The sequence below is a fragment of the Paraburkholderia hiiakae genome, assembly GCF_904848665.1.
Taxonomy (GTDB): domain Bacteria; phylum Pseudomonadota; class Gammaproteobacteria; order Burkholderiales; family Burkholderiaceae; genus Paraburkholderia; species Paraburkholderia hiiakae.
In genome coordinates this window covers 25528-47435 of record NZ_CAJHCQ010000030.1, presented here as the reverse complement: position 1 = coordinate 47435, position 21908 = coordinate 25528, and the positions used below count along the sequence as shown (strand labels likewise).

The following is a 21908-nucleotide window of genomic DNA, read 5'->3' as shown; positions in this document are numbered from 1 at the left end:
TATCGGCTTCCTATACTCGGCCGCGAAACGTCAGATTTCGCACCGATTCCGGAGACAGCCCCACCATGAACGCCCCAGACCGTGCCGCCGTAGAAGCCGCATCGCTAGCCGCATCCGTTTCGCTCGACGACAAATACACGCTGGAAAAAGGCCGCGTGTACATCAGCGGCACGCAGGCGCTGGTGCGCCTGCCCATGCTGCAAAAGGCGCGCGACCGCAAGGCCGGATTGAATACCGCAGGCTTCATCTCTGGGTATCGCGGCTCGCCGCTAGGCGCGCTCGACCAGTCGCTATGGAAGGCGAAGAAGCACCTCCAGGCGCACGACGTCGTGTTCCAGCCCGGCGTGAACGAGGACCTCGCCGCCACCGCCGTGTGGGGCACGCAGCAGATCAATCTGTGGCCCGGCGCGCAGCGCGACGGCGTGTTCGGCATGTGGTACGGCAAGGGCCCGGGCGTCGACCGCACCGGCGACGTGTTCAAACACGCGAACTCGGCGGGCAGCGACGCGCGCGGCGGCGTGCTCGTGCTTGCGGGCGACGACCATGCGGCGAAGTCGTCTTCGGTGGCTCACCAGTCGGAGCACGCGCTCATCGCTGCGGGCATCCCCGTGCTGTATCCCGCGAACGTGCAGGAATATCTCGACTACGGTCTGCACGGCTGGGCCATGAGCCGCTATTCGGGCCTGTGGGTCGCCATGAAGTGCGTGACCGACGTGATCGAATCGACCGCGTCGATCGATCTTGACCCGGATCGCGTGGAGATCGTCACGCCCGCCGACTACACCATGCCCGAAGGCGGCCTCAATATCCGCTGGCCCGACACGCCGCTCGTTCAAGAAGCGCGCCTGCTCGACGAGAAGTGGTACGCCGCGCTCGCCTACGTGCGCGCGAACCGCCTGAACCGCGTGGTGATCGATTCACCGCGCGCGCGCTTTGGCATCATGACCGCGGGCAAGGCGTATCTCGACGTGCGCCAGGCGCTCACCGACCTCGGCCTCGACGACGAAACCTGCGCGCAGATCGGCGTGCGCGTGCTCAAGGTAGGCTGCGTGTGGCCGCTCGACGCGCAAGACGCACGCGGCTTCGCCACGGGACTCGAAGAGATTCTCGTGGTGGAGGAAAAGCGCCAGATTCTCGAATACGCGCTCAAGGAAGAGCTATACAACTGGCGCGAGGACGTGCGCCCCAAGATCTACGGCAAGTTCGACGAGCGCGACAACGAAGGCGGCGAATGGTCGGTGCCACGCGGCAACTGGCTGCTGCCGGCGCACTACGAACTCTCGCCCGCGCTGATCGCCAAGGCCATTGCGCGGCGTCTCGCGCGCGCCGACGTGCCCGAGGAAGTGCGCGCGCGCATGCTCGCACGCGTGGCGATCATCGAGGCGAAGGAGCGCGAAGCGGCGAAGCCGCGCGTGACGGTGGAGCGCAAGCCGTGGTTTTGCTCGGGTTGTCCGCACAACACGTCTACCAACGTGCCCGAAGGGTCGCGCGCGCTGGCGGGCATTGGCTGCCACTACATGTCGATGTGGATGGACCGCAAGACCGAAACGTTCAGCCAGATGGGCGGCGAAGGCGTGGCGTGGCTCGGCCAGATGCACTTCTCGGGCGACAAGCATGTGTTCGTGAATCTCGGCGATGGCACGTACTTTCACTCAGGACTGCTGGCGATTCGCGCGGCCATCGCATCGAACGCCAACATCACCTACAAGATTCTCTACAACGACGCCGTGGCGATGACGGGTGGCCAGCCCGTGGACGGCGTGCTCACCGTGCCGCAGATCGCGCACCAGGTCCACGCCGAAGGCGCGAAGCGCATCGTCATCGTGACGGATGAGCCGCAAAAATACGACGCCAGCATCGTGCTGCCCGCCGGCGTGGATGTCCATCATCGCGACCAGCTCGATAGCGTGCAGCGCACGTTGCGCGACACCGTCGGCACCACCGTGCTGATCTACGACCAGACCTGCGCCACCGAAAAGCGCCGCCGCCGAAAGCGCGGCGCGTATCCGGACCCGGCCCGCCGCGCGTTTATCAACGACGCCGTGTGCGAAGGCTGCGGCGACTGCTCGGTGCAGTCGAACTGCCTTTCCGTCGAGCCGCTCGACACGCCGCTCGGCACGAAGCGCAAGATCAACCAGTCGTCGTGCAACAAGGACTTCTCGTGCGTCAAGGGCTTTTGCCCGAGCTTCGTAACGGCAGAGGGCGCGCAGTTGCGCAAGCCACGCGCGGCGAGTGCGTCCAGTACCGCATCGATCGATTTCGACGCGTTGCCCATGCCTGTGCTCCCGCAGCTGGCGAAGCCTTACGGCATTCTCGTGACGGGCGTGGGCGGCACGGGTGTCGTGACCATCGGCGGACTGATCGGGATGGCCGCGCATCTTGCGGGCAAGGGCGTGACCGTGCTCGACATGGCCGGGCTCGCGCAAAAGGGCGGCGCCGTGCTGAGCCACGTACAGGTGGCCGCGACGCCCGCCGCTTTGCATGCCACGCGGATCGCCACGGGCGAGGCGCGTCTCGTGATCGGCTGCGACGCGATCGTCTCCGCTTCGGGCGACGTGCTTTCGCGCACCCAGCATGGCGTGACGGTAGCCGCGATCAACAGCGGCGCGACACCGACTGCGGAATTCGTTAAGAATCCTAAGTGGACGTTCCCGGGCACGCAAACCGAGGCGGAACTGCGCGCGAGCATCGGCGAGGGCTGTGCGTTCGTGGATGCCAATGCGCTCGCGCTAGCCTTGCTCGGCGACACGATCTACAGCAATCCGCTCCTGCTCGGCTATGCGTGGCAAAAGGGCTGGCTGCCGCTCGAACTCGCGCATCTGCGGCGCGCGATCGAACTCAACGCCGTGGCCGTGGAAAAGAACCAGCAGGCGTTCAACTGGGGGCGCTACGTCGCGCATCATGGCGAGGCTGCCGTGCGCGCGCTCACGAAAACGCCCGCAGAGCCGCAGGCCATCGTTTTGCGGATGCCCGAATCGCTGGACAAGGTGATCGCCGTGCGCGAAGCGTTGCTCACGGCGTATCAGAACACCGCCTATGCGCAGCAATATCGCCGCGTGGTCGAGCGCATTCGCGTCAAGGAAACGACGCTTGGCGGCGACGCGAAGCTGCCGCTCACGCGCGCCGTTGCCGTGAATCTCGCGAAGCTCATGGCTTACAAGGACGAATACGAAGTCGCGCGTCTTTATGCCGATCCTGCGTATCTGCAGAAACTGCGCGAGCAGTTCGAAGGCGAGCCGGGTCGCGACTACAAGCTGAACTTCTGGCTCGCGCCGCCGCTGTTCGCGAAGCACGACGAGCACGGCCATCTCGTGAAGCGCCGTTTCGGTCCGTGGGTGCTGCCGATGTTGCGCACGCTGGCCCGCATGAAGGGGCTGCGCGGCACGACGTTCGACGTGTTCGGCAAGACCGCAGAGCGTCGAGACGAACGCCGCTCGATTGCGCAATATGTGGCGCTCGTCGACGAATTCTGTGCGAGCCTCGACGCGCAGCGTCTGCCCGCCGCGCTCCAGCTTGCTGCGCTGCCCGATGAGATTCGTGGCTTCGGCCACGTCAAGGCGCGCAATCTCGCGGCGGCGGAGAAAAAGAAGGAGCGCTTGCTGGCGGACTACCGCACGCCCGTCGCAGCGCGCGCCACGGCGTGACACACGTATAAGCGATCAGGGAAGCAGGCGCCTGCCGATCAAGCGTGGCAGGCGCAGCGCGAACCCGCTCACGAGGCGCAGATGCATTCCCGCGAGCAGCAGGTTGTCGCGCACGTAGTTGAAATGCGAAACGCCGCCTTCATCGGCGCCGAAATAGCGCACCGGCGCTTCGATCTGGATGGGCCGCACGCCGGCCCAGCACAGGCGCACGGCGGCTTCGGGATCGAAGTCGAAGCGGCGCATCCACGTCTGGCGGTTCATGATCGCCTTGAGCGGCGCAATCGGATACACGCGAAAGCCGTATAGCGAATCGCCGATGCCGGCCCACATCGTTTCGAAGTCGGCGAAGAAGTTCGAGAGGCGCCTTCCATGCACGCGCAGTTGCGGCGCGCTTGCATCGAACTTCGGCAAACCTAGCACCATGGCTTCGGGCGCAGCGTGCGAGGCGGCCATGAATTCGGGAATCAGCGCGGCGGGGTGCTGGCCGTCGGAATCCATCGTCAGCACGTGAGTGAAGCCGCGCGCCGCGGCGGCTTCGAGCCCCGCGAGCACCGCGCCGCCCTTGCCCCGGTTGGCGGACAGCACGATGACGTGCAGGCCGGGGTCGTCGTTGGCCATGGCCTGCAGGCGCGCGGCGCTGCCGTCCGTGCTACCGTCCACCACCACCCATACGGGGTTCCATTGCGCGCGTGCGCCGCGCACGGTCTCTTCGAGCTTGGCACCCGGGTTGTAGCTCGGGATCAGGACGAGATGCGTGGACGAAGGCGTGGACATGGCAGCGGGCGCCTCTACAGCGTGAGACCCTGCAAAAATTTTAGGTCGCGCCGCTGCGCGCGCATAACCGCCATGGCGGACGTCCGGCGCATCGTGCGCGGGGACTTCGTAACCGGATGCTTCGGCGCTCGCGCCCGTGCTTGTGCTGGGCGCGGAGCGCGACTGCCGCTTTGCGTCGAAGGGTTGCACAGACACTCGTATTTCCTCAGAGGATGCGGCGGCGGACAACGCGCCGCGTGTTCAGGCCAGGCCGCCGTTGATCGAGAGCACTTGCCCTGTCACGTAGGCGGCCGCGTCGGACACCAGGTATGCCACCATGCCCGCGACTTCCGCGGGCTGGCCGGCGCGCTGCGCGGGCACGAGCTGCTTGATGCGCTCGGCGGGAAACGCGCGCTCAACCATGGGCGAAGCGATGATGCCGGGCGCCACGGCGTTCACGGTGATGCCGCGCGAGGCCAACTCCAGCGAAAGCGATTTCGTCGCGCCGATCAGCCCGGCCTTCGCGGCCGCATAGTTCGCCTGGCCGCGATTGCCCATCACGCCCGCGAGCGAGGCGATGTTGACGATGCGCCCGCGGCGCGTGCGGATCATCGGCATGAGAAGCGGCTGCGTGACATTGAAAAAGCCGTTGAGCGAGACGTCGATCACGCGGCGCCACTGTTCGCGTCTCATGCCCACCAAGGGCGCGTCGTCGTGAATGCCCGCGTTGTTCACCAGAATCTGCACAGGCGCGTCTTCCACGAGGCGCGCGAGCGCGGCTTCGGTCGCGTCGGCGTCGGTCACGTCGAAGGCAATGGCGTGCGCGCTGCCGCCCGCCGCGACGATGCGCTGCGCGACCGCTTCGGCCTCTGCCAGACGCTGGTTCGCATGCACCCAGACCTCGTGGCCCGCTTGCGCGAGCGCAACGCTTATGGCCTGCCCGAGTGCGCCGCTGCCGCCTGTCACGAGTGCACGCATGCGTTTTTCTCCATCAATCCTGGCTAGCGCCGGCAGCGACGTTACCGCACGCGGTGCGCTGCGACATAGGCGGCCAGCGTGCCGAGCGTCGCGAAGATCTTTTCGTTTTCCGGATTGTCCGAGCGCAGCTCGAAGCCGTACTTCTTCGAGATCAGCAGCGCGATTTCCAGAATGTCGATCGAGTCGAGCCCAAAGCCTTCGCCATAGAGCGGGGTGTCGGCGCTCACTTCGTCGAGCGAGACATCTTCCAGATTCAGCTCTTTCACGATCTGCGCGGCGAGCTCTTGTTCCAGTTCGTTCATCATGCGTGGGCTCTCCGGGCGTGCGGGCCGTAGCGCCGGTTGCCCGTTTTTAGGGTTCGTTTGATGTAAAAGTTACCAGGATTCTAAGTGAAGGGTATCGGTGCGTATACGGGGCTCCCGGGCGAAAGGGTTACAGAGGGTCGGTGTCAGGCAGCGCGCATTTTTGGGATCGGAACGCGCGAGATGCTTGCGCGGCTTCGGGCTGGTCTGGATCGGACAAAAGCCTTGCTTGGCGCGATTCCGAACATTCAGTTACAAACCGGCGGCCGGCCGGGCGAGTGATCGGGTCCCGCCAATCTTAAAATGTGCGTGCCCGAACACGCTTGCAAGAAACCGGCCCGATATTTGCATTTCCTATGATGATTCGTGGCGCTTGCCACATCTACGATTCACTTACGACCTCATTTGCGACATTTGCCCAATGCCTTGTCCGCTCAGCCATCCCGCCTCGGGTCGCACCCGGGCGGTTCGCCCGCCGGCGCCATGCGCACGGCAGGCGGCGTGCGCCTTTTCGGAGGCAGGCGATGAGCGCGCTGGCTGCGGCGGCGCGCGCGGCGCTCGGCGTGGCGGTGGTGGTCGCCTGGCAAATCGGCGCACATTACGCGGTGGCGACGCCGGGCGCGCACGGCTTCGGCCTTGCCATGGCGCTCGTGCCGCCGCTCGCGATCGCGCTGGCCGCTGCCGCGCGCTCGCCGCGCCGCGCGTGGCTGCTGCCGTTCTGGACGCTCGTGGCGCTCGCGCTGTGGTTCATGCGCACGCCGCTTGCTTTCCATTTTGAATGGGGGCTGTATCTGGAGCATGTGAGCTTCAACCTTGCGATGGCGCTGCTGTTCGGGCGCACGCTCGCGGCGGGGCGCGTGCCGCTTTGCACGCAGTTCGCGTCGATGATCCATGGTGGCACGCTCCCGCCGGCCGTCGCGCGCTATACGCGCCAGATCACGTTCGCATGGACGCTCTTTTTCGTCGCGATTGCCGGCGTTTCGACGCTGATGTTCGCGGTTGCACCGATCGTCGCATGGTCGACGTTCGCTAACTACCTGGCGTTGCCGCTGGTGGCGGTGATGTTCGTCGCCGAGCACGCTTGCCGGCGTTTCGCGCTGCCGGGCGAGCCGAATGCCGGCATGCTCGACGCGATTCGCGCATACCGGCAGACGACCCGGCAGACGACCCCGGCGCACGCGGAGCATTCCTGACCATGGATGCCGCTCGCCCGCCTGAGTCGAAGCAGGGCCAAACACAGGAATCCGTATCGACTGAAGTTATGCAGACTCATCCGCTCGTTTTTCATACGTCGCCCGACCAGGTCATTGCCTGGCGCGACGGCGCCCCCGTCACGGTGCGCGCTTTCCTCGCCGATGTCACGCGTGTGGCCGCGGCGCTGCCGGCGGGCGGCCACGTGTTCAACGTCTGCCGTGACCGCTACCGCTTCACCGTGGGCCTGTGCGCAGCGCTCGTGTCCGGTCGCGTCAGCCTCCTGCCCTCCACGCAGACGCCGGAGACGGTGCGCCAGCTCACCTCGTTCGCACCCGACGCGTTCTGCCTGCACGACGCGCCCGACTGCGCGATCGACCTGCCGCGTTTCGCATATCCCGAAGCGCAGCAGGAAGCCCAGCAGGAAGCCGATAGCGACGCGCCGTTCGTCGTCCCGCAGATCGACGCCTCGCGCATCATGGCCTACGTGTTCACGTCGGGCTCCACCGGCGCGCCGGTGCCGCACGGCAAGACCTGGGGTGCGCTCGTGGCGTGCGCTCGCGCGTCGGCCGAGCGCCTCGGCCTCCTCGACGCGCACGACTGCACGATCGTCGGCACCGTTCCGCCGCAGCACATGTACGGTTTCGAAGTGACCGTTCTGCTCGCGCTGATCGGCGGTTTGGCGTTCAGCAACCGGCTGCCGTTCTATCCCGTCGATATCCGCGGCGAACTCGAGGCGGTGCCGCATCCGCGCGTGCTCGTGACCTCGCCGATCCATCTGCGCGCGCTGCTCGCCGCCGGTCACGCGCTGCCGTCGGCCGAGCTGGTGCTTTCCGCGACCGCGCCGCTCTCGGAAAAGCTCGCGCTCGAAGCGGAGGCGCGACTGAAGGCGCCGCTCATCGAAATCTACGGCAGCACCGAAACCGGCCAGGTCGCGACGCGTCGCACCGCGAAGGGTGCGACGTGGCAACTGTTCCCGAAGGTCCGGATCGAAGCGCGCGAAAGCGCGGCACAGGACGACGAGGGCCCGACGATGTGGGTCTCGGGCGGCCACGTGGAAGAGCCGGTGCCGATGGGCGACGCCATCGAACTGCTCGACGCGCAGCGTTTCCTGCTGCACGGGCGCAAGGCGGACCTCATCAATATCGCGGGCAAGCGGACTTCGCTCGCCTACCTCAATCATCAGCTCAACGCGATTCCGGGCGTTGAGGACGGTGTGTTCTTCATGCCCGCGCACCTCGAGCACGAAGCGCACACGGGCCACGACGTCGTGCAGCGCCTCGTCGCGCTCGTGGTCGCGCCCACGCTGCCGCTCGCCGATCTGCAGCGCGCGCTGCGCGAGCGCATCGATCGCGCGTTCCTGCCGCGTCCGCTCGTGTTCGTCGATGCGCTGCCGCGCAACGACACCGGCAAGCTGCCGCACGACGTGCTCGCAGCGTTCGTCGCGCTGCATATGCGCGGCGGCCTCGCGCCCGTAGCGAAGCGCGCGCCCGATGCGATGGACACGGGCGCCGCTTCGCCGACATCCGCGTCCACGCTTTCGTTCACGATTGCCGCCGATCATCCCGCGCTGCCCGGCCATTTTCCGGGCCACCCGATCGTGCCCGGCGTCGTGCTGCTCGATCACGCAATCGACGCGATCGGCACTGCGCTGAACCGGCCCTTCGCGACGTGGAAGCTTAGCAACGCGAAATTCCTGAGCCCCGCCGCGCCCGGCGAAACACTCGACCTTGCGTGGGACGCAGCGGCGAGCGGCGCGATCCGCTTCACGCTGCGCGCGGGCGCGCGCGACGTCGCGAGCGGCGTGCTCAGTGACGCAATGAGCGGCGTACCTCTCGCCGAGCCGATCGCACACGCGCTCGCGCAAACCGGAGCGCAACCATGACAAAGCGCACCGACTGGGCGAACCAGCAGGAGCGCAGCAACACGCTGCTCCTGCGCGTCATGACGTGGCTTTCGCTGCGCCTCGGCCGCCGCGCGGGCCGCGCGCTGCTGCACCTGATCGCACTGTATTTCGTGCTGTTTTCGCCGCGCGCGTGCGCGGCCTCACGCGACTACCTGCGCCGCGTGCTGGGCCGCCCGGCGCACTGGCGCGACGTGTATCGCCACGTGTTCACGTTCGCCTCGACGATCCACGACCGCATCTATCTGGCGAACGCGCGCTTCGACATGTTCGACATCCGCCCGCACGGCCATACGCTCGTGGACGAGACGCTCGCAAAGGGGCGGGGCGTATTCCTGATGGGTGCGCACCTCGGCAGCTTCGAGATCGTGCGCGCGCTCGGCCGCACGCGGCCCGACCTGCGCGTGGTCGTGACGATGTACGAAGAGAACGCGCAGAAGATCAACGCGACGCTCGCCGCCGTCAATCCCGCAGCGAAGCCCGAAGTGATCGGGCTAGGCCAGGTCGGCTCGATGCTGAAGGTGCATGAGCGTCTCGACCAGAACTGCATGGTGGGCATGCTCGCAGACCGCACGCTGCTTGCCGGCGACGCGGCCACCATGCGGCGCATGGCTTTTCTCGGCGAGCCGGCGGCGTTCCCGCTCGGGCCACTCTACATGGCCGCGATGCTCAAGCGCCCGGTGCTCTTCATGACGGGCCTGTACCGTGGCGGCAATCGCTACGACGTGCACTTCGAAACGCTGGCGGACTTCACCGACGTGCCGCGCGAGGCGCGCCAGCGCGCTATCGACGCCGCGCTCGTGCGCTACGTCACGCTGCTCGACCGCTATTGCCGCATGGCGCCGTACAACTGGTTCAACTACTACGACTTCTGGCAGGGCGGCGTGCAGGGCGCGAGTGTCGGGGCACCGGCATCGGCAACTGCGGCGGCAGCGGCAGCGGCAACGGTAACGGCTGCGGCCCGCGCGCCGGCGTCGGCCCCGGTGCGCCGCCGCGAGACGCGCCCCCACGCCGAGCTTCCCGTGCGCGAGGTGACCGACGCATGAGCGAGATCCGCCATTGCCCAACATTACGCGCTCGCTGCCTGCGTGCGCTGGCGAGCGCCGCTTTCATCGCCGTTTTCATCGTGACGGCCGGCGCGCCGGTCGTGCAGGCACAGGCTGCCGAATCCGCGCAACCCGCCTGGACGCTCGACCGCCTGATGTCCGCGCTCGCGCAGCACAAGTCGGGGCGAGCGAGCTTCACCGAGACGAAATACCTCTCGATCGCGACGCAGCCCGTGGAATCGTCAGGAGAACTCGTGTTCGTCGCGCCCGATCATTTAGAAAAGATCACGCAGAACCCGAAGCCCGAGCACCTCGTGGTGGACGGCGACATGCTGACCGTGCAGCGCGAGAACCACAAATACACGCTGGCGCTCGCGCGTTATCCGGAGCTGGGCGCGTTCATCGAGAGCATCCGTGCGACGCTCGCGGGCAACCGCTTCGCACTGGAACAGGTCTACAAGGTCGCGCTCGCGGGTGAGGGCGACGACTGGACGCTCACGCTCACGCCGCTCGACTCGCGCATGCGCAAGGTGGTGAGCACGATCACGATAGACGGCACGCGTGGCGCAATGCGCAGCGTTGCGATCCAGCAGGCCGACGGCGATCATTCGGTGATGCGCCTGCACGCCCTTTCCGCGGACACGAACTGATGGACCCGCGCGCACATCCGCTCCTGGCACGCGGCTTCGCGCTCGTGCAGCGCCGCGCCGTTGCGGTGTGGCTGCTGTGCCTGGTTGCGTGTGCGGTGGCGATCGGCCGCGCGAATTTCACCGCCGATCTCTCGGCGTTCCTGCCCCGCTCGCCGAGCCCCACGCAGCAAGTGCTCGTCGATCAACTGCGCGACGGTCTGGCTTCCCGGCTCATTCTCATCGGCATCGACGGCGGTTACGAGAACACGCGCGCCGCGCTGTCGCGCCGCGTGGCGGCAACCTTGCGTGCGGACCCGCAATTCGTGGCGATTCACAACGGCTCGGGCCAGAACGACGCGCTCGACGAGCAGTTCATGTTCGCGCACCGCTACGTGCTGAGCCCTGCGGTCACGCCGCAACACTTCACGGAACAGGGGCTGCACGAGGCGCTGGGCGAGAGTCTCGATCTGCTGACTTCTTCGGCGGGGCTGGTTGCCAAGGACCTGCTGCCGCGCGACCCTACGGGCGAGCTGGCGGCGATGCTCGGCCAGCTCGACAGCGCGGCGCAGCCCGAGAGCCGCGGCGGCGTATGGGCCTCGCGCGACGGCCGGCGCGCCGTACTGGTTGCGCAGACTGCCGCAGCCGGCTCCGACACCGATGCGCAGGCTCACGCCATCGACGCCGTGCGCGCGGCCTTCGCCGCCGCCAGGCGCACCTTGCCCAATGCTTCGGCCTACCAGGTATCGCTGACCGGTCCGGGCGTGTTCGGGGTCGCCACGCGCGACGCCATCCGCCACGACGTGGAACGCCTCTCCACCTTGAGCCTCATGCTGATCGTCGCGCTGCTGCTCACGCTGTATCGCTCGCCGCGCACGCTGGCGCTCGGGCTGTTGCCGGTACTTTCGGGTGTGGCGGCGGGCATTGCGACGGTTTCGCTCGTGTTCGGCACGGTGCACGGATTGACGCTCGGCTTCGGCACGACGCTGATGGGCGAGGCGGTGGACTACTCGATCTATCTATTCGTGCAGTCGTCGCAGGGCGGCCCGCGTGGTACACCGCAGAGCCGCGACACCATGCGCGCATGGCTCGCCGCCTATTGGCCGACCATTCGCCTCGGCGTGCTCACCTCGGTGTGCGGCTTCGCGACGATGCTGTTCTCGGGCTTTCCCGGCCTCGTACAACTCGGGCTCTATTCGATCGCGGGCCTCGTGAGCGCCGCGCTCGTCACACGCTTCGTGTTGCCGCAACTGTGCGGCGGCGCCGTGGCGATCCGCGACGTTTCGCGCATCGGCGCGGGGCTCGCGCGGCTTGCGCACGCGGCGCCGCGTCTGCGCTGGCCGCTCGCGGCGCTCGTGCTCGCCGCGGTGGCGTCGCTCTGGCTGCATCGCGACGATCTCTGGAGCCACGAGCTTGCCTCCCTGAGCCCCGTGCCCGCCGCGAGCCAGGCGCTCGACACACGCCTGCGCGCGGACGTGGGCGCACCCGACGTGCGCTATCTCGTGGTGGTTCCGGCCGCGAGCGAGCAGGCCGCTCTCGAAGGCGCGGAGCAGGTCGGGGCGCAACTGCAGCCGCTCGTCGAGCGTGGCGTGCTGGGTGGCTTCGAGAGCCCCGCGCGTTACCTGCCGAGCGACGCCACGCAGCGTGCGCGCGTGGCGAGCCTGCCCGGAAAGGACGTGCTCGCGGCGCGCCTGCAAGAGGCGATCAAGAACCAGCCCGTGGACGTGAGGCCCGACGCCTTTGCGCCGTTCCTCGCCGACGTCGAGGCGGCGCGCAACACGCCGCTCGTTACGCGCGCGGACCTCAAGGGCACGTCGATGGCGCTCGCCGTGGATGCGCTCCTGACCCAGCGCGATGGCCAATGGAAGGCCATGCTCGCCTTGCGCGCGCCGCGCAATTCACAGGCCGCGCAGGTTGCGAACACCCCGAGCCTCGACGCCAGGACCGTGAGCGACGCCGTCGCGCGTGCGAACGTGCCGGGCGCACTCTTCGTCGACATGAAGGCCGAAGCCGACCGCATGTACGTCGACTACGTGCACGAAGACATCCGCCTCTCGCTCGGGGGCTTTGTCGTCATTGTCGTGTTGCTGGCGCTCGCGCTGCGCTCATTCTCGCGCGCGGCGCGTGCGCTTGCGCCGCTCGTCGCGGCGGTGCTGGTCGTGGCGGCGGGATTCGCGCTGGCGGGCGTAACGCTGACCATCCTGCATCTGGTCGGCATGCTGCTCATTGTCGCGGTGGGCTCGAACTACGCGTTGTTCTTCTGCAAGCGCGACGACGAAGCGGGCATCACGCCGCGCACGCTCGTCTCGCTGCTCGTTGCCAATCTCGCGACGGTGGCGGGTTTCGGCCTGCTCGCGCTCTCTCATGTGCCGCTGCTCGAAACGTTCGGGCTGACGGTCGGACCAGGCGCGATGCTCGCGCTGGTATTCGCGGCGATTCTCGCGCCGCCGCTCGTGCGCAGCAGCGACGCGGCGCATGTGGCTGCCGATACCCCCGAACAGCGGCAGGCCGCCCGCCCGCGCACCGAACGCGCACACATGAGCCACCCGCACGGAGACCGCGCATGAAGTCGGCCGCGTTGCCCTCTACGCGTGTGACGCCTGCGTCCGCTGCGGCGCGCCGCTGGAAGCCGTCGCCGTTCATTTGCGGCGCGGCGGCGGTGCACGCGGGCGCGGCCGCCTCCCTGGTCGCGCATCCGGGTGCGTGGCCGTGGGCCGCGGGCAGCGTGGTCGCCTCGCATCTCGCGCTCACCGCCGCGGGCCTGTGGCCGCGCAGCGCGTTGCTCGGCCCGAACTGGACGCGACTGCCCGAAGACGCGGGGCAACGTATCGCGCTCACGATCGACGATGGTCCGGACCCCGAAGTGACTCCACGCGTGCTCGACCTGCTAGACAACTTCGATGCGCGTGCAACGTTCTTCTGCATCGGCGATCGGGCGCAACGTTACCCGCATCTGGTGGAAGCGATCGTGGCGCGCGGCCATGCCGTCGAGAATCATAGCCAGCGCCACCGGCATACGTTCTCACTCTCGGGGCCGCTCGTGATGAAGCGCGAAATCGAGGCGGCGCAGCGCACGCTCACCGAAATCGCGGGTACGGCGCCGCGCTTTTTCCGTGCACCAGCGGGCCTGCGCAATCCGTTCCTCGAGCCGGTGCTGTGCGGCCTCGGCCTGCACCTCGCGAGCTGGACGCGGCGCGGCTTCGACACCTGCGCGAAAGACGCCGGCACGGTCACGCACCGCCTGCTCGACGGCCTGGCTGCCGGCGACATCCTGCTCGTGCACGACGGCCACGCGGCGCGCGACGCGCGTGGCAAGCCGCTCGTGCTCGACGTGCTTGCGCCGCTCTTGCGCGCCGCCGCCGAACGCCAGCTGCAGTGGACCACACTGCGCGCGTGCCTCGACAGCCAGGCTGGTCAACCCTGATTCCACCGCTGCGACAACGGACCGACTGACGTGAAACCACTCATCCTTTCGCATTTCACCGCTACCAGCTGCCTCGGGCGCGGGCTGGACGCGACGCTCGACGCGCTGCGCGGCAAGCGCGGGGGGCTCGCGCGCTGCGACTTCGCGCGCGCGGACCTCGATACGTGGATCGGCGCGGTGGCGGGCCTGGAGAGCGAGACCCTGCGCGCCGATCTCACGGACTACGCGTGCCGCAATCACCGTCTCGCGCAAATCGGCTTCACGCAGGACGGGTTCGCCGAGCACGTCCAGGCCGCCATTGCGCGCTACGGCGCACATCGTGTGGGCGTGTTCGTCGGCACCAGCACCTCGGGCATCCTCGAAACCGAAAACGCCTACCGGCAGCGGGACCTGGAAAGCGGCGCGCTCAAACCGGGTTTCCATTACGCACAAACGCACAACCCGTTCGCGCTGGCCTCTTTCGTGCGCGCGTATTTCGGCCTGCGCGGACCGGCAACCTCGATTTCTTCTGCCTGTTCTTCAGGCGCGAAGGTGTTCGGTTCCGCACGCCGCATGATCGAAGCGGGGCTGATCGACGCGGCGGTGGTCGGCGGCGTTGATTCGCTCTGCTTGACGACGCTGTACGGCTTTAATTCGCTCGAACTGCTTTCGCGCGATCCGTGCCGCCCGTTCGACGTGAACCGCAACGGCATTTCGATTGGCGAGGCCGCGGCATTCGCCTTCCTGGAACGCACGCCCGACACGCTGGACGACGATGCCATCCTGCTGCTCGGCGTCGGCGAATCGAGCGACGCGCATCACATGTCGTCGCCGCATCCCGAAGGACTCGGCGCGCGCGCCGCGATGGCGCAGGCGCTTTCCACAGCGGGCATGGCCGCAAGCGAGATCGGCTACATCAATCTGCATGGCACGGCGACGCCGAGCAACGACGCCGCCGAAAGCCGAGCGATCAACGCACTGTTCGAGCGCACGCCGTGCAGTTCGACCAAGGGCGCGACGGGGCACACGCTTGGTGCCGCGGGCGCGCTCGAAGCCGTGATCTCGGCGCTCGCACTGCGCCATCGCTTCCTGCCCGCGGGCGTCAACACCACGCAGCCCGACGCCGCGCTCGGCCTCGACTACGTGCTCGAAAGCCGCGACTCGCAAGTGGACGCCGCGCTCAGCAACTCATTCGGTTTCGGCGGCACGAATTGCAGCCTCCTGTTCGGCCGCGCGGACCGCGCACATCACGGATGACCGCCATGAGACTTTCCGTATTCATTGAAAGCGTCGGCGTGATTGGCCCGGGTCTCGCCAACTGGCCGCAGACGGCAGACGTGCTCGCCGCGCGCACGCCGTACGCGAGCGCGCGCACGGTGCTACCGCCGCCCGAGGGCCTGCCGGCGGCAGAGCGCCGCCGGACCGGGGCTGTCGTCAAGACCGCGCTTGCCGTGGGCCATGAAGCCGTCGCGGCGAGCGGCCGCGATGCGACGACGCTGGCCGCCGTGTTCGCCGCCTCGGGCGGAGATGGTCAGAACTGCCACATAATCTGCGACGCGCTTGCCGGCGACGATCGCCTGCTTTCGCCCACGCGTTTTCACAACTCGGTGCACAACGCGCCCGCGGGCTACTGGAGCATCGCGACGCGTGACCAGGCCACGTCGAACGTGCTGTGCGCGCACGACGGCAGCTTCGCAGCGGGTCTGCTCGAAAGCGCGTGCCAGGTGGCCGTGGATGGCGTGCCCACCTTGCTGATCGCTTACGACGCCGATTATCCCGAGCCGCTGCACACGCTGCGGCCCGTGGCCGATGCATTTGGCGTGGCGCTCGTGCTCGCGCCGCAGGCAAGCGCGGCGTCGATTGCGCGGCTCGACGTGACGCTCACCGAAGCGCTCGCGACGCCGCTCGCCTCGCCCGAACTCGAAGCGCTGCGCACGAACAATCCCGCCGCGCGTGCGCTGCCGTTGCTCGAAGCGCTCGCCTGTATGGATCAACCCGGCCGATCGGGCCGGGCAGTCATCGACTATTTGCCCGAGTTGCGGGTGCAAGTCGACATGGCGCACCCGGACGCGTCTGGAGATGGCGAATGACGATGCAAGCCGTCCTGCCGGGTGCCCTCGCGGATGTGATCGCGAACGCCGCGACGACCGGGCCGCTCGACCGTGCATGGATCGCGGCGCGCATACCGCATAGCGGCGCGATGTGCCTGCTCGATGGCGTGGACGCGTGGGACGAAACACGTATCCGTTGTACGGCAACGAGCCATCGTGATCCGCACAACCCGCTGCGCTCGCGCGGCCGCCTCGCTGCGGTGTGCGGTGTGGAGTACGCTGCGCAGGCGATGGCGGTCCATGGCGCGTTGCTCGGCGCAATGGATGGCGCAGCGGCAGGCCGCCCGCGCGTGGGTTTTCTTGCGAGCGTGCGCAACGTGGTGGCGCACGCCGAGCGCCTCGACACGCTCGCCACGCCGCTCGCGATCGAAGCCGAGCGCGTGAGCGGCAGCGGCAACACGATCCTCTACGGTTTTACGGTGCGCGGCGAGGGCCGCGTGCTGCTTACGGGACGCGCGGCGGTGATGCTCGACGCGTCCGCACTCATTCGATGACAATACAAGAGGGAGCCCGACGATGAAATCCAAACGGTTCATACTCGCCGCGCTCGTGCTGGGCATGGCCAGCACGATGGCGCACGCCGACCTTCACGAAGTGAAGGAGAACATCAAGCACGACTCGAAGGAAGCAGCCACGAAAACCGGCCACGCCGCGCGCGACTTCGGTCACGCCACCGCGAACGCGGCGAGGACGGTGGGCCACGGCATCGCGCATGCGTCGCGCGAAGGCTACGAGGCCACCAAGCGCGCGACCAAGCGCGTGTTCCACAAGGACGGTGGCGGCGAGAGCAGCGAGAAGAGCCAGGCGTAGGGCGTTTTTCGCTGGGCGTCCGTGTGCGTAGGCGCCCGTATTCGTGCTACGGAATACGGCGGCATCGTTTCTTGTATGGTGTCGCTTGCGCGTGCGTCGGATATCGAAAGCACGTAGCACTTGTGAACAGGAGGGCCGCTCATTTATGGGCGGCCTTATTCTTTTAGGCGCTCGTGATCCGTTCCTTCGCGCATGAGCACGCCCTTAAACCCGTGCGGGCTGGGCGCTCGGTCTTGTCCAACGCACGCGGTTTTGGACGGGTTCTTAAATATTCCGGGTAAATCCAGACAATCCGAATTATTCATCGTGTTGGCCGCGATTTGGCGAATGTCACTTCAATGTTGCGCGCTGATGCCTAATGCATCGTTGAGTCGTCGCAAGAATATTTTTTCGGATGAGTCCCATATCTCGCTTGTTGATTCGGCCTGAACCTAGTTTGAGCGGGAGCGCGTGATTGCCCGCTTAGCTCGCTGGTCGCATCAACAGGCCAGCAGTTTTCGTCGACTTTGTGGAGATCGGGAAATGTCGGATCAGGAAAAGCGCAGAGGCACCATGTACGTATTCGCAACGATAGGCGCGCGCACGGAGCGCGGCGGGTATATCACCAAGGCGAAATCTGGCCTTGTTATCTGTGATCTGCGCGCCGCACTAGTTCGGGCATAGAGAGGCTTCAATGACTACCTACTATGCAATTGTCGAAGGCGATCCGCTAACCAGTGGTGGAAACAGCCAAGTCATAGAAGGCAATAGGAATTGCACTATTGATGACCAGGAGGGGCGAAGCCGCGCGCAGACATATCTAGGACATAAAGCGTGGTGCGCTGCGTGTCAGTCTATCGGCGTCATTGCAGCGGGAGCCGGAATATCGGATCACCTTCGAGGAATTGACTATACGATTGGTGGCGCCCAGGAAGCAGTAGACGGCGATATTGTCATCTGCAAGTGCGCAATACACCCGCGCCTCATAGCCGTTTATGCGCGTTGCTGTGAATACTTCGATACCGGCCCGGAAGTGTTGGCAACCTCCGCTGCACGTGAGGCAGTTTCGTCGACGCAGACCTACGACGAACAGTTCACGCTGCGCGATGCGGAGCGCTCACCACTCGTGGATACGTATTACACCGTTCGCATGCCTTTGGGGGAACTGCGACACGGCGTCACTGACTCGTGGGGATACACAGAACGCTACGAAACAAACGGCGCTCAATCCATCAAGATTTATCTTGGGCACAAACAGGAGTCGTAATGCCAGACGCAATCGCAACAGCAGTAACGAACACGGATGATAGTTCATGTGTCGATGCCTATTGCACTCGAATTGGAAAGCCGTGGGCGCTCTCCGCAGAAGGTTATCGATTCATCGCGGTTTTGGAGAGTGGCATATTAAACGGTACATACAAGGGATTGCCGGTTGTCGACGGATTCTTCGTGCAGGTTTATGATGATGGATATGGAATCCCTACTGTGGGTCTTGGGCACAAGGTAATCCCGGAAGACAAACTGAAGTTGGGTGATACTATAACCGTCGAACGTGCCAAGAAATTCCTGACGATCAATTTGAGTCCGGTAGAGGCAGTCATAAATCGCGAAGTAAAGGTTGCGCTTCATCAGTATGAGTACGACGCACTAGTATCCATTCTCTTTAATTCGGGAATATATCGAAGGCCAAACGATCCGTGGTCTGGCACACGTTCGGAATTTTTAGCGAGCAATCTGAATAAGGGTGATTATAAAAAAATGACTAAAATCATCGAAGCGTTTATTGCGCATCGTGTGCCGGGGCGGCGTCGAGCAGAGGCGAGGCTTTTTGAAAGGGGGGGCTACGTTGCGACTCACTAATGCATGGATCGCTCTGCTTTTGGTCACAAATGTGACTTGCGCTTCGACTTCGATTTATGGATCTGCATTTGACTACAAGAAAGTAAAGCCGGCGCGCGATTATTTTTCCGACAAAACTGCCGAACAGATAGCCTCGTACTGTAAGCGGGGGATGCTCGGGGTGATGGATTTATCGGCATGCGCTGAGTTCCGTTATGAGATGATCGCCGATGTCTTGAGTAAGAGAATTTCGGTGGTTGAGGAGGCTATTAAAGAAGGCGATAAAGCGAATGCCGAATACGGCGGCCCAGCGGCACTTCCTTTTTTTAAGAAAGGTCAAGCGAATTGGGAGCGGTATAGAGACAACATCTGTTATTCAAATGTCTACTCCGTAGGTCAGGCGTCGCTGCGGTTTGTTGACTTCTGGGACTGCATGGCGCGAATCACGAAGAACCGGCTGGATGAATTAACCAAGCCTGACGTAGATGATTAACGCGCGGCCCCGCTTCGGCGGGGCTTTTCATTCAACGGATTAATATGAAACTACGGCGCTTTGCCGTCGCTCTATTCGCCACGTGTGAAATGCTCGCGTCGAGTAGCTTTGCATCGCGCCCGCGTTGAAGAACGTCACCGGGCCGATCGTAGAGGGCACGCATTTGTTTGCGATTCTTGGGGTTCGTGTATCCCGGCAAGCATCCGGATAGGACTGCTCTCGGTGTCTACGTGTTTACCCTCGCAACCGCCAACACTCCGTGCGCGAGTGCCCAACCGGCGCGCCTTCCGGTCCGCGCCCTCTTCCCCGCCTCGCCGCCCGCCCCGCATCCGCCCCTCCCAACACTTCAAGATAGCGCCGCCCTTGCCGTTAATGCAGGGGCAGCGACGTCGCTCGCCTCACGGCGGGCGGTGCGCCGTGCACCACACTAGAGATCGAGCCGGCCGCGGAGGCGCTATGTGCACCAGACGCACCGCGGCAACAAGAGGGGAAGAAGGTATGGTCTATTCCCAAGCGGCGGGAGCGTTCGGCGCAGCGGGATCACGGGGCGGTCAGTCGGAGGTGTCGAAAGAATCGAGCGAAGCCACCAACGGAACAGACGCAGCGCTCGCGCAGGAGCGCAGCGTATTGCGGCTGGTGTCGCGCAGCATGCCGCTGCCGGAGCTGCTGGCGGAGGTCTGCTGCCGCGCCGAGCGGCTGCTGGGCGCGGGCGCGAACTGCGCGATCCTGCAAATGGACGGCGACGGCCGGCGCCTGCGCGTAGGCAGCGCGCCGTCCTTGCCGGCGCAGTATCACGCCGCGTTCGATGGCACGCCGGTCGGTTCCGGCACGAGCCCGTCCGGCACGGCGATCTTCGAGCGGCGCACGGTTTGCGTCGACGACTTCGAACGTGCAGACGAGTGGGGCGAGTACCGCCGCATCGCACTCGATAGCGGCCTGCGCGCGGTCTGGACCACTCCGCTTGACGACGACAACGGCGGCGTGATGGGCGCGCTCGCCGTGTACCAGACCCGGCCGTGGCGGCCCACGGCGGCCGAGGAGGCGCTGCTGTGCGACATCGCCCGCAGCGTCGCGGCCATGCTCAACCAGCAGACCATCGCCGAGCGGCTCGCGCTGAGCGAGGAGCACCATCGCCTTGTGGTGGACCACCTCAACGAAGGCATCGTGATGCAGGCGCGTGACGACACGGTGCTCGCCTGCAACCGCAGCGCGCGGCGGATCCTGCGCCTGCCCGAGGACGCCATCGGCCTGAGCATCATGACGGTGATTCCGCGCGTGCTCGACGAAAGCGGCAAGCCGCGGCCCACCTCGAAGCGCCCGAGCATGCAGGCGCTCGAAACGGGCAAGCCGGTGCTCGGCGAGACGGTCGGCCTCGAACTCGCGGATGGCGAAATCGTGTGGGTGAGCGAGAACGTGCTGCCGATTTTCCGACCGGGCGAAAGCGAGCCGATTTCGGTGGTGGTCTCGTTCACGGACATCGGGCCCGTGCGCGAGGCGCAGCAGCAACTGCGCTATCTCGCCACGCGCGACGCGCTCACGGGGCTCTACAACCGCACTTTCCTCGCCGAGCGCATGCATGCGCTGCTCGAAACGGCGAGTTGCTCGGCACGGCCCGCGCTCCTCTTCGTCGACCTCGACGGCTTCAAGAAGGTCAACGACACGGGCGGCCACGAGGCCGGCGACTCGCTCCTGCGCGACGTGGGGCGGCGCCTCACCGGCTGCGTGAGCGAGGTCGACACGCTCGCACGCGTGGGCGGCGACGAATTCGTGATCGCCGTGTGCTGCTACGAAAACGTCGACGAACTCGTCGCACTCGCGCAGCGCGTGCTCGGCGCGATTGCGGCGCCGTTCGCGGTCGCGGGCAACGAGTACTACCTGGGCGCCTCGATCGGCATCAGCCTCTATCCCGACGATGGCCGCAGCGCCGCCGCGCTCATGCGCAACGCCGACTCGGCGATGTACGCGGCCAAGCAGCGCGGCACCAACCAGTTCCAGTTCTTCACGACCGAGTTGCGCCAGCGCCTGCAGCGCCGTTTCCAGATCGAGCGGGGGCTGCGCCGCGCGCTCGCTTCGGGCGAGCTGCGGCTCGTGTATCAGCCGATCGTGGATGGCGAAAGCGGTCGCATGATCGGCGCGGAGGCGCTGCTGCGCTGGGACAGCGAGGAGCTGGGCCAGGTCTCGCCAGTGGAGTTCATTCCCGTGGCCGAGGACACCGGCATGATCATCCCGATCGGCCAGTGGGTGCTCGAGCATGCGTGCCGCCAGGCCGCGCAGTGGCGACGCCTCTTCGCGCCCGACTTCGTCATGGCGGTCAACTTCTCGCCGCGCCAGATCGCGGAAGGGCTGGTCGAGCAGGTGGAGGGGTGCCTGGCGCGAACGGGCCTCGCGCCCGACGCGCTCGAAGTGGAGATCACCGAAGGCATTCTCATGAGCGACAGCCAGAGCGTGCTGCCTCTGCTGCACGCGCTCAACGACATCGGCGTGCGCATTTCGGTGGATGACTTCGGCACCGGCTATTCGTCGCTTTCGTATCTGAAGCGTTTTCCGCTGCACCATCTGAAGGTCGATCGCACGTTCGTGGCGGGCCTGCCCGACAACCGCGACTCCGTGGCGATCACCCAGGCCGTCGTGGCGATGGCGCATTCGCTCGGTATGCGCGTGACGGCCGAAGGCGTGGAAACGTCCGAGCAGGCCTCGTTTCTGCGTTCGCTGCGCTGCGAGCGGCAGCAGGGCTACCTGTTCGGCAGGCCGGTGAGCGCCCAGGCTTGCGCGGCGTTGCTGCGCGAGCATACCGCTGGCCGCGTGCGCGAGGACGTGTGAGCGCGCCCTG

The 21908-nt window shown here is 66.1% G+C and carries 18 protein-coding genes; 15 read left to right on the top strand and 3 right to left on the bottom strand.

The window, feature by feature from the left end:
- The first annotated feature begins 65 nt into the window (after positions 1-65).
- Positions 66-3644 (top strand): indolepyruvate ferredoxin oxidoreductase family protein, encoded by a 3579-nt coding sequence (locus tag JMY28_RS35550; protein ID WP_201700564.1) that lies wholly within the window; start codon positions 66-68, stop codon positions 3642-3644.
- Between the two features lie 15 nt (positions 3645-3659).
- Here the strand turns inward: JMY28_RS35550 and JMY28_RS35545 are convergent, their stop codons facing one another.
- The 3 genes from JMY28_RS35545 to JMY28_RS35535 all read right to left on the bottom strand — a co-directional run bounded on the left by JMY28_RS35545 (position 3660) and on the right by JMY28_RS35535 (position 5677).
- Positions 3660-4418, bottom strand: a complete 759-nt coding sequence (locus JMY28_RS35545; RefSeq protein ID WP_201700563.1) for a glycosyltransferase family 2 protein — start codon at positions 4416-4418, stop codon at positions 3660-3662.
- A 240-nt stretch (positions 4419-4658) separates the two neighbouring features.
- Positions 4659-5375 carry a 3-oxoacyl-ACP reductase FabG gene (fabG, locus tag JMY28_RS35540; RefSeq protein ID WP_201700562.1) on the bottom strand — a complete coding sequence of 239 codons (717 nt, stop codon included), beginning with the start codon at positions 5373-5375 and terminating at the stop codon, positions 4659-4661.
- Between the two features lie 41 nt (positions 5376-5416).
- Positions 5417-5677 carry a phosphopantetheine-binding protein gene (locus JMY28_RS35535; RefSeq protein ID WP_201700595.1) on the bottom strand — a complete coding sequence of 87 codons (261 nt, stop codon included), beginning with the start codon at positions 5675-5677 and terminating at the stop codon, positions 5417-5419.
- A gap of 524 nt (positions 5678-6201) precedes the next feature.
- Between JMY28_RS35535 and JMY28_RS35530 the strand changes: the two genes are divergently transcribed.
- The 14 genes from JMY28_RS35530 to JMY28_RS35465 all read left to right on the top strand — a co-directional run bounded on the left by JMY28_RS35530 (position 6202) and on the right by JMY28_RS35465 (position 21898).
- A complete protein-coding gene (locus JMY28_RS35530; RefSeq protein ID WP_201700561.1) occupies positions 6202-6870 on the top strand; it encodes a COG4648 family protein in 669 nt (222 codons plus the stop codon).
- 68 nt (positions 6871-6938) lie between these two features.
- Complete coding sequence (locus tag JMY28_RS35525) at positions 6939-8753, top strand: AMP-binding protein (protein ID WP_201700560.1); 1815 nt, start codon at positions 6939-6941, stop codon at positions 8751-8753.
- A complete protein-coding gene (locus JMY28_RS35520) occupies positions 8750-9817 on the top strand; it encodes an LpxL/LpxP family acyltransferase (RefSeq protein ID WP_201700559.1) in 1068 nt (355 codons plus the stop codon). Before JMY28_RS35525 ends, JMY28_RS35520 begins: the two co-directional genes overlap by 4 nt.
- The gene (locus JMY28_RS35515; RefSeq protein WP_201700558.1) at positions 9814-10467 is read left to right on the top strand and encodes an outer membrane lipoprotein carrier protein LolA; all 654 of its coding nucleotides are present in this window, start codon (positions 9814-9816) and stop codon (positions 10465-10467) included. The genes JMY28_RS35520 and JMY28_RS35515 overlap by 4 nt, the downstream gene beginning before the upstream one ends.
- Positions 10467-13010 (top strand): MMPL family transporter, encoded by a 2544-nt coding sequence (locus JMY28_RS35510; RefSeq protein ID WP_201700557.1) that lies wholly within the window; start codon positions 10467-10469, stop codon positions 13008-13010. The genes JMY28_RS35515 and JMY28_RS35510 overlap by 1 nt, the downstream gene beginning before the upstream one ends.
- The gene (locus JMY28_RS35505) at positions 13007-13867 is read left to right on the top strand and encodes a polysaccharide deacetylase family protein (protein WP_201700556.1); all 861 of its coding nucleotides are present in this window, start codon (positions 13007-13009) and stop codon (positions 13865-13867) included. Before JMY28_RS35510 ends, JMY28_RS35505 begins: the two co-directional genes overlap by 4 nt.
- A 30-nt stretch (positions 13868-13897) precedes the next feature.
- On the top strand, positions 13898-15103 hold the full coding sequence (locus JMY28_RS35500) for a beta-ketoacyl-[acyl-carrier-protein] synthase family protein (RefSeq protein ID WP_201700555.1): 1206 nt from the start codon (positions 13898-13900) through the stop codon (positions 15101-15103).
- Between the two features lie 5 nt (positions 15104-15108).
- Positions 15109-15936 carry a beta-ketoacyl synthase chain length factor gene (locus tag JMY28_RS35495; protein ID WP_201700554.1) on the top strand — a complete coding sequence of 276 codons (828 nt, stop codon included), beginning with the start codon at positions 15109-15111 and terminating at the stop codon, positions 15934-15936.
- A gap of 2 nt (positions 15937-15938) precedes the next feature.
- A complete protein-coding gene (locus JMY28_RS35490) occupies positions 15939-16451 on the top strand; it encodes a hotdog family protein (RefSeq protein ID WP_201700594.1) in 513 nt (170 codons plus the stop codon).
- Between the two features lie 22 nt (positions 16452-16473).
- Complete coding sequence (locus JMY28_RS35485; protein ID WP_201700553.1) at positions 16474-16767, top strand: hypothetical protein; 294 nt, start codon at positions 16474-16476, stop codon at positions 16765-16767.
- A 673-nt stretch (positions 16768-17440) separates the two neighbouring features.
- Positions 17441-18013 carry a PAAR domain-containing protein gene (locus tag JMY28_RS35480; RefSeq protein WP_201700552.1) on the top strand — a complete coding sequence of 191 codons (573 nt, stop codon included), beginning with the start codon at positions 17441-17443 and terminating at the stop codon, positions 18011-18013.
- Entirely contained in the window at positions 18013-18606 is a 594-nt protein-coding gene (locus JMY28_RS35475; protein ID WP_201700551.1) for a lysozyme, read from the top strand. The genes JMY28_RS35480 and JMY28_RS35475 overlap by 1 nt, the downstream gene beginning before the upstream one ends.
- On the top strand, positions 18593-19078 hold the full coding sequence (locus JMY28_RS35470) for a lysozyme inhibitor LprI family protein (RefSeq protein WP_201700550.1): 486 nt from the start codon (positions 18593-18595) through the stop codon (positions 19076-19078). Before JMY28_RS35475 ends, JMY28_RS35470 begins: the two co-directional genes overlap by 14 nt.
- Before the next feature lie 498 nt (positions 19079-19576).
- Positions 19577-21898 carry a putative bifunctional diguanylate cyclase/phosphodiesterase gene (locus tag JMY28_RS35465; RefSeq protein WP_201700549.1) on the top strand — a complete coding sequence of 774 codons (2322 nt, stop codon included), beginning with the start codon at positions 19577-19579 and terminating at the stop codon, positions 21896-21898.
- Positions 21899-21908 lie beyond the last annotated feature (10 nt).

Coding starts and splice junctions, on each gene's coding strand:
- JMY28_RS35515 (WP_201700558.1), top strand. CDS start 9,814: ATGAGCGAGATCCGCCATTGCCCAACATTACGCGCTCGCTGCCTGCGT.
- JMY28_RS35510 (WP_201700557.1), top strand. CDS start 10,467: ATGGACCCGCGCGCACATCCGCTCCTGGCACGCGGCTTCGCGCTCGTG.
- JMY28_RS35505 (WP_201700556.1), top strand. CDS start 13,007: ATGAAGTCGGCCGCGTTGCCCTCTACGCGTGTGACGCCTGCGTCCGCT.
- JMY28_RS35465 (WP_201700549.1), top strand. CDS start 19,577: ATGGTCTATTCCCAAGCGGCGGGAGCGTTCGGCGCAGCGGGATCACGG.
- JMY28_RS35525 (WP_201700560.1), top strand. CDS start 6,939: ATGCAGACTCATCCGCTCGTTTTTCATACGTCGCCCGACCAGGTCATT.
- JMY28_RS35535 (WP_201700595.1), bottom strand. CDS start 5,677: ATGAACGAACTGGAACAAGAGCTCGCCGCGCAGATCGTGAAAGAGCTG.
- JMY28_RS35480 (WP_201700552.1), top strand. CDS start 17,441: ATGACTACCTACTATGCAATTGTCGAAGGCGATCCGCTAACCAGTGGT.
- JMY28_RS35475 (WP_201700551.1), top strand. CDS start 18,013: ATGCCAGACGCAATCGCAACAGCAGTAACGAACACGGATGATAGTTCA.
- JMY28_RS35520 (WP_201700559.1), top strand. CDS start 8,750: ATGACAAAGCGCACCGACTGGGCGAACCAGCAGGAGCGCAGCAACACG.
- JMY28_RS35490 (WP_201700594.1), top strand. CDS start 15,939: ATGCAAGCCGTCCTGCCGGGTGCCCTCGCGGATGTGATCGCGAACGCC.
- JMY28_RS35530 (WP_201700561.1), top strand. CDS start 6,202: ATGAGCGCGCTGGCTGCGGCGGCGCGCGCGGCGCTCGGCGTGGCGGTG.
- JMY28_RS35485 (WP_201700553.1), top strand. CDS start 16,474: ATGAAATCCAAACGGTTCATACTCGCCGCGCTCGTGCTGGGCATGGCC.
- fabG (WP_201700562.1), bottom strand. CDS start 5,375: ATGCGTGCACTCGTGACAGGCGGCAGCGGCGCACTCGGGCAGGCCATA.
- JMY28_RS35545 (WP_201700563.1), bottom strand. CDS start 4,418: ATGTCCACGCCTTCGTCCACGCATCTCGTCCTGATCCCGAGCTACAAC.
- JMY28_RS35495 (WP_201700554.1), top strand. CDS start 15,109: ATGAGACTTTCCGTATTCATTGAAAGCGTCGGCGTGATTGGCCCGGGT.
- JMY28_RS35550 (WP_201700564.1), top strand. CDS start 66: ATGAACGCCCCAGACCGTGCCGCCGTAGAAGCCGCATCGCTAGCCGCA.